Genomic DNA, 5,861 nt, shown 5'->3' with positions numbered 1-5,861 from the left:
TCCATGCCCCAGCCACCGCCCCCGACCCTGCCCCCGGGCGCCCGCGCGGCGGCCGCGTGGAGCGCGGTGGTGCTGCTGGTCGGTGGCGCCGCGGCACTGGTCATCACGGTGGGCGTGGTGCTGCACGCGGCCGTCGTGCCGGTGCTGCTCGCCTTGCTGGTCACGGCTCTTCTCGAGCCGGTGCACCGCCTGTTGCGCCGGCTCGGCCTGCCCGCGGGCATCGCGGCCGGGCTGACCTCGGCCGTCCTGGTCGCCGTCGCGGGCGGCGCCGTGTGGGTGCTGGTCACGGTGCTGTCCGGCGCCTCCGGAGAGATCACCGACGCCCTGGGGCAGGCGGCGGAGCGGATCGGCGGCGACGGGCCGATCGCCTCGGCGGTGCACGGTGCGGCGGACGGCCTGCGCGATCTGGGCAAGAGCGCGGCGGGCGCGGTCGCCAAGGGGGTCCTGTCCGGCCTCGGCCTCGCCGCGCAGCTCCTGGCCGGCGCCGTGCTGACCCTCGCGCTCGCCTTCTTCATGCTCAGGGACCGCGGCCGCGCGGTGGCGGCGGTGCGCGCCCTCGCACCGGCCGGGCACGGCGACCTCGCGGTACGGATGGCCTTGCGGGCGTACCGGGCGATGGGCGGATTCATGCGCGGCACCACGGTCATCGCCGCCATCGACGCGACGCTCATCGCCGTGGGGCTGCTGCTGCTCGACGTGCCGAATGCGATGGCGCTGGGCGCGCTGGTGTTCATCGGCGCCTATCTGCCGTACGTGGGCGCCTTCCTGACGGGTGCGGTCGCCGTGCTCGTGGCCTTCGCCGACGGGGGCGTGGGAAAGGCCCTCGCGGCGCTGGCCGTGGTGCTGGGCGTGCAGCTGCTCGAAGGCAGCGTGCTGCAGCCGGTGGTCCAGGGCCATGCGGTCGCGATGCATCCCGCGCTGGTCATGCTGGCCATCACGGCGGGCGCGGCGGTCGGCGGGCTGCTCGGGACCCTGCTGTCGGTGCCGCTCGCGGCGGCCGCGTCCGGGGTGTTCGCGGAGCTGCGGGACCGTACCCGGCCGGTCAGATCTCCACGGGGAACGACGCCAGCAGGCCCACAGCGACCAGCAGCGCCACCACGGTGAGCGCGAAGAGCACCCAGACGCTCGGCCCCCGGCGGGCCCGGCCGGTGAGCGCGGCGAAGAAGAGGACCAGCGCCAGCAGCACGGCGGTGAGGACGTAGTTGTCGGAGATCTGGTTCGCTTCCCGGGCCTGCGCCGACCGCTGCTCGGCCTTCTGCAGCAGCTTGTCCGCCTCGGTGGCCGTGGCGAGCTTGTACTCCTTCATGGCGAACGGGGTCGGCGGCGCCTTGCCGCTGTTGATCAGCGGCTTGGTGTCCAGCCATGCCCGTACGGCCGGCTTGAACTCGTCACGGAACCGATTGAAGAGAATTCCGGACAGCACCTTCGTATCGGGCCGGTAATTCCCCTTCGGCATTTTCGCCGGATCGTCGCGAACGTCGTCCTGGACCGCCGCGAGCCACTCGGTGAAGGTGATGACGTCCACGGTGGTCTGCTGACCGGCCTGAGTGGATTTGCGGGTGGACTCGGTACGGGCCGCGCCCGCCTCGGCGTACGAATTCGCCTGCACCCCGCTCCATTTGGCGCTCTGGAAGCCCGCCCAGGCCGTGCCGACGGCCGCCAGCGCGATGATTGCCGTGAGCACCAGTTCGGGCCAGCCCTGGAGGGGATTGCGTTCCTTCGCAGGTTCACTCGCCTCTGTCTCCACGGACATCAGGCTCGGACATCGGCAAGGCACCGGCTATCGGCCGCGGGCCATCCGGGTGACCCGTCGCGGGCGCATGCCGGGGCCGGAGATTGATGCTTATCATCGCATTTAGGCGCTTTGCCCCCCAGGCACGAAGGACGGTACGCGCATGCCCAGTGGCCTCAAGGCCGACTCGGTCGGACCCGTGGACGTCGCCGTGGTGGCGTTCGACGGCAATCAATTCAACGGCGATGTCGCGCCCGCCCTTCGCGAGCTGCAGGAGAGCGGCGTGGTCCGCTTCCTCGACATGACGTTCATCCGCAAGGGCCCCGACGGCTCGGTCTCCGTGGTGGAGCTCGCCGATTCCGGGGTCGCCGAGGCCTTCGAACGGGTGGCCGAGGCGGAGTTCGACCTGCTGAGCGACGAGGACCTGCAGGTGGCCGCGCACAGCCTGGCGCCGAACTCCTCGGCGCTGGTGGCCTGCTGGGAGAACACCTGGGCCGCCCGTCTCGCGACGGCGCTGCGCGAGTCGAAGGGGGAGGTCCTGTTCATGGAGCGGGTCCCCCGGGACGACGTGGCACGGGCCATCACCGCACTGGACGAGGAGTGAGGCAGCCATGATCCGTCGCCGCATCGGACGTCCCGGACTTCTGGGAGCCATGGCCCGTACGGCGGTCGTGGCCGGAACCGCGACCGCCGTCTCCAACCGGGTCGAGCGCAGGGCCGCTGATCGCGATGCCCAGCAGCAGATGGTCGCCGAGGCCCAGCAGCAGCAATACGCCGCCCAGGCGCCCGCGCAGCCGGCACCGGCTCCGCCGGCCGCTGACGACCGTATCGAGCAGCTCAGCAAGCTGGCCGAGCTCAAAGCCCAGGGCATCCTTACCGACGCGGAATTCGCCGCGGAGAAGGCCCGCATTCTCGCCGGTTGATCCCGTCACTTGAACCGCACCAACGAGGAGATCTCCATGGCGGAGAAGCCGAACATCCTGGTCCTGTGGGGCGATGACATCGGCATCACCAACCTGAGCTGCTACAGCGACGGGGTGATGGGCTACCGGACGCCGAATATCGACCGCATCGCGAACGAGGGGATGAAGTTCACCGACTACTACGCCGAGCAGTCCTGCACGGCGGGCCGGTCCTCGTTCATCATGGGCCAGAGCCCCTTCCGGACCGGCCTCTCCAAGGTGGGCTTTCCCGGCGCCGCTCTCGGCATGCAGCCCGAGGACCCGACCATCGCCCGCGTACTGAAGGAACAGGGCTATGCCACCGGGCAGTTCGGCAAGAATCACCTGGGCGACCGGGACGAGCATCTCCCGACGATGCACGGCTTCGACGAGTTCTTCGGCAACCTGTACCACCTCAACGCGGAAGAGGAGCCGGAGGAGCGCGACTATCCGACCCAGGAAGAATTCCCGAATTTCCGTGAGCGGTACGGGCCGCGCGGCGTCCTGCACAGCTGGGCCGACGGCAAGGGCGGCCAGCGGATCGAGAACACCGGTCCGCTGACCCGCGAGCGCATGAAGACGTGCGACGAGGAGTTCGCGGACGCGGCACAGGACTTCATCCGCCGCCAACATGGGGAAGACAAGCCGTTCTTCCTCTGGTTCAACACCACCCACATGCACTTCCGCACGCACGTCAAGGACGAGAGCCAGGGGCAGTCCGGGCGCTGGCAGTCCGAATACCACGACGCGATGATCGACCACGACCGGCACATCGGCTCGATGCTCGACGTGATCGACGAGCTCGGCATCGCGGACAACACGATCGTGATCTACAGCACCGACAACGGCCCGCACGCCAACACCTGGCCGGACGCCGCCACCACCCCCTTCCGCAGCGAGAAGAACACCAACTGGGAGGGCGCCTTCCGGGTTCCCGCCATGGTCCGCTGGCCCGGGAGGATCGAGGCAGGGTCGATCTCCAACGAGATCTTCTCCGGCATGGACTGGCTGCCCACCCTGGCCGCGGCCGCGGGCGAACCCGACATCGTGGAGAAGCTGAAGGCCGGCACCACGCTGGACGGGCACACGTACAAGGTCCACCTCGACGGATACAACCAACTGCCGTATCTGACCGGGCAGGAGGAGAAGGGCGCGCGGACGGAGTTCTTCTACTTCTCCGACGACGGCGAGCTGACCGCGCTGCGCTACGACAACTGGAAGCTGGTGTTCATGGAGCAGCGCGCTCCGGGCACGCTGCGGATCTGGGCCGAGCCGTTCACGCCGCTGCGCGTGCCCAAGTTCTTCAACCTGCGCACGGACCCGTACGAGCGGGCGGACGTCACCTCGAACACGTATTACGACTGGCTGATCAGCCACGCGTTCATGGTCGTTCCCGCGCAGCGCATCGTGGGCGAATTCCTGGAGACCTTCAAGGAGTTCCCGCCCCGGCAGAAGGCCGCCAGCTTCACCATCGACCAGGTCATGGCCAACCTGACGGCGGGGCTGCCCAGTGCCTGAGACCGTCTCCGTGGTGCCGCCCGCTCCGGGCGGCACCACTGCCGTGCGGGCCCCCGCCGGGATGACGGCCCTGCCCGGGGGCCGCTTCCGTATGGGCTCCGACCGGCACTATCCCGAGGAGGCCCCGGCCCACGAGGTGTCCGTGGGTCCCTTCGCCATCGCCCAACACCCGGTCACCAACGCGCAGTTCGCCGCCTTCGTCGGCGCCACGGACTACGTCACGGTGGCCGAGCGGCCGCTGCGCGCGGCCGACTACCCTGGGGTGCCGGCCGCACGGCTGGCCCCTGGCTCCATGGTGTTCCGGCCGACCCGCGGCCCGGTCGATCTGCGTGACCTCAGCCAGTGGTGGGAGTGGATGCCGGGCGCCAGCTGGCGGAAGCCCGAGGGTCCGGGGAGCGGGCTGCGGGGCCGCAAGCAGCACCCGGTCGTGCACATCGCCCACGAGGACGCGGAGGCGTATGCCCGCTGGCGCGGCCTGCGGCTGCCCACGGAGGCGGAGTGGGAGTACGCGGCGCGCGGCGGCCTGGACGGCGCGGACTACACCTGGGGCGACGAGGCGCAGCCCGGCGGCCGTCGGCTGGCGCACTGGTGGCTGGGCGACTTCCCGTGGCGCAGCACGCGTCCCGGCGGTGTCCACGGGCCTGCGCCGGTCGGCAGCTATCCGCCCAACGGCTACGGCCTGTTCGACACGGCGGGCAACGTCTGGGAGTGGACCGCGGACTGGTTCGCCCCCACCCCCGGCGGCGACGCCGCGCCGTCCTGCTGCGGCCCGGCCGAGCCGCGCGGCGGTACGGAACAGGGCAGCGTGGACCCGGCCCAGCCCGGCCGCCCGATCCCCCGGAAGGTGGTCAAGGGCGGCTCCTGGCTGTGCGCGGACGAGTACTGCCGCCGCTACCGCCCGGCGGCCAGACGCCCGCAGCCGGTGGACACGGGCATGAGCCACATCGGCTTCCGCTGCGCGGCGGATGTGGGCGGGACCGGTTCACCTGGGTGATGCGGGTCGGAGCCGCCGTGCCGTCGCGCGCCGCAGTTCCTGTCCGGCGTAGAGCGCTTTGAAGGCGACGTCGAGGCAGCGCTGGTTCAGGTGGCGCGCGTGGCGTGCCGGTTTCGTGTGTGCCGTGGCCAGCTCGTGCAGCAGCTGGTCGACGCGGTCGGCGATGACGTGGGGGTCGTAGCCGGCGCCGGTCTCGGCGGCCGCTTGTCCCATCTTTCGGCGCAGGGCGTCGTTGTCGATGAGGGTGAGCAGGGCGTCCGCGACCGCCGGGGCGTTGCCCGGGGGCGCCAGCAGGCCGTCGGTGCCGTCGTGGATGATCTCCGGCGGGCCCAGCGGGCAGCGGGTGCTCACCACCGGCAGGCCGCAGCGCATCGCTTCCACGATGGACATGCCGAAGGCTTCCCGGCTGGAAGTGGACACAGCGATCGATCCCTTGACCAGCTCCGGGATGAGCGGGGCGTGCGGGCCCATCAAGTAGACGTGGTTGTACAGGTCGTGCTTCTCGATCCGGCGGCGCAGCCGCTCCTTCTCAGGACCGCCCCCGTAGATGCGCAGCCGCCAGTCGGGCCGTGCTTCGGCGACCCGGGCGAAGGCGTCGATGAGCACCCCGTAGTGCTTGACGGGCACCAGCCGTCCCGCGGCGACGACCAGCGGCGTCCGGGTGTCGGAGGGGGCG

7 protein-coding genes are annotated in these 5,861 nt (G+C 70.9%); 5 read left to right on the top strand and 2 right to left on the bottom strand.

Annotated elements, in window-relative coordinates; genetic code table 11:
* Positions 1 to 3: 3 nt before the first annotated feature.
* Complete coding sequence (locus G5C51_RS39245) at positions 4 to 1,104, top strand: AI-2E family transporter (RefSeq protein ID WP_165245259.1); 1,101 nt, start codon at positions 4 to 6, stop codon at positions 1,102 to 1,104.
* Here the strand turns inward: G5C51_RS39245 and G5C51_RS39240 are convergent.
* The gene (locus G5C51_RS39240; RefSeq protein ID WP_165245255.1) at positions 1,043 to 1,747 is read right to left on the bottom strand and encodes a hypothetical protein; all 705 of its coding nucleotides are present in this window, start codon (positions 1,745 to 1,747) and stop codon (positions 1,043 to 1,045) included. The genes G5C51_RS39245 and G5C51_RS39240 overlap by 62 nt on opposite strands.
* 148 nt (positions 1,748 to 1,895) lie before the next feature.
* Between G5C51_RS39240 and G5C51_RS39235 the strand changes: the two genes are divergently transcribed.
* The 4 genes from G5C51_RS39235 to G5C51_RS39220 are packed head-to-tail and all read left to right on the top strand — an operon-like array spanning position 1,896 to position 5,185.
* The gene (locus tag G5C51_RS39235) at positions 1,896 to 2,336 is read left to right on the top strand and encodes a DUF6325 family protein (protein WP_165245253.1); all 441 of its coding nucleotides are present in this window, start codon (positions 1,896 to 1,898) and stop codon (positions 2,334 to 2,336) included.
* A 7-nt stretch (positions 2,337 to 2,343) separates the two neighbouring features.
* The gene (locus tag G5C51_RS39230; protein WP_165245251.1) at positions 2,344 to 2,655 is read left to right on the top strand and encodes an SHOCT domain-containing protein; all 312 of its coding nucleotides are present in this window, start codon (positions 2,344 to 2,346) and stop codon (positions 2,653 to 2,655) included.
* A 36-nt stretch (positions 2,656 to 2,691) separates the two neighbouring features.
* The gene (locus G5C51_RS39225; RefSeq protein WP_165245249.1) at positions 2,692 to 4,191 is read left to right on the top strand and encodes an arylsulfatase; all 1,500 of its coding nucleotides are present in this window, start codon (positions 2,692 to 2,694) and stop codon (positions 4,189 to 4,191) included.
* Positions 4,184 to 5,185, top strand: a complete 1,002-nt coding sequence (locus G5C51_RS39220) for a formylglycine-generating enzyme family protein (RefSeq protein WP_338118478.1) — start codon at positions 4,184 to 4,186, stop codon at positions 5,183 to 5,185. The genes G5C51_RS39225 and G5C51_RS39220 overlap by 8 nt, the downstream gene beginning before the upstream one ends.
* Here the strand turns inward: G5C51_RS39220 and G5C51_RS39215 are convergent.
* On the bottom strand, positions 5,174 to 5,861 hold a 688-nt coding region (locus G5C51_RS39215; protein WP_165245247.1), incomplete at its 5' end, for a glycosyltransferase. The genes G5C51_RS39220 and G5C51_RS39215 overlap by 12 nt on opposite strands.

It is taken from the genome of Streptomyces coryli (assembly GCF_011044975.1).
GTDB classification, from domain to species: Bacteria; Actinomycetota; Actinomycetes; order Streptomycetales; family Streptomycetaceae; genus Streptomyces; species Streptomyces coryli.
The sequence above is the reverse complement of the archived record's forward strand: the minus strand, read 5'-3'. Positions and strand labels throughout refer to the sequence as shown.

Excerpts from the sequence above, each read along its gene's own strand:
- G5C51_RS39230 (WP_165245251.1), top strand. The coding sequence starts at position 2,344 with ATGATCCGTCGCCGCATCGGACGTCCCGGACTTCTGGGAGCCATGGCC.
- G5C51_RS39235 (WP_165245253.1), top strand. The coding sequence starts at position 1,896 with ATGCCCAGTGGCCTCAAGGCCGACTCGGTCGGACCCGTGGACGTCGCC.
- G5C51_RS39225 (WP_165245249.1), top strand. The coding sequence starts at position 2,692 with ATGGCGGAGAAGCCGAACATCCTGGTCCTGTGGGGCGATGACATCGGC.
- G5C51_RS39245 (WP_165245259.1), top strand. The coding sequence starts at position 4 with ATGCCCCAGCCACCGCCCCCGACCCTGCCCCCGGGCGCCCGCGCGGCG.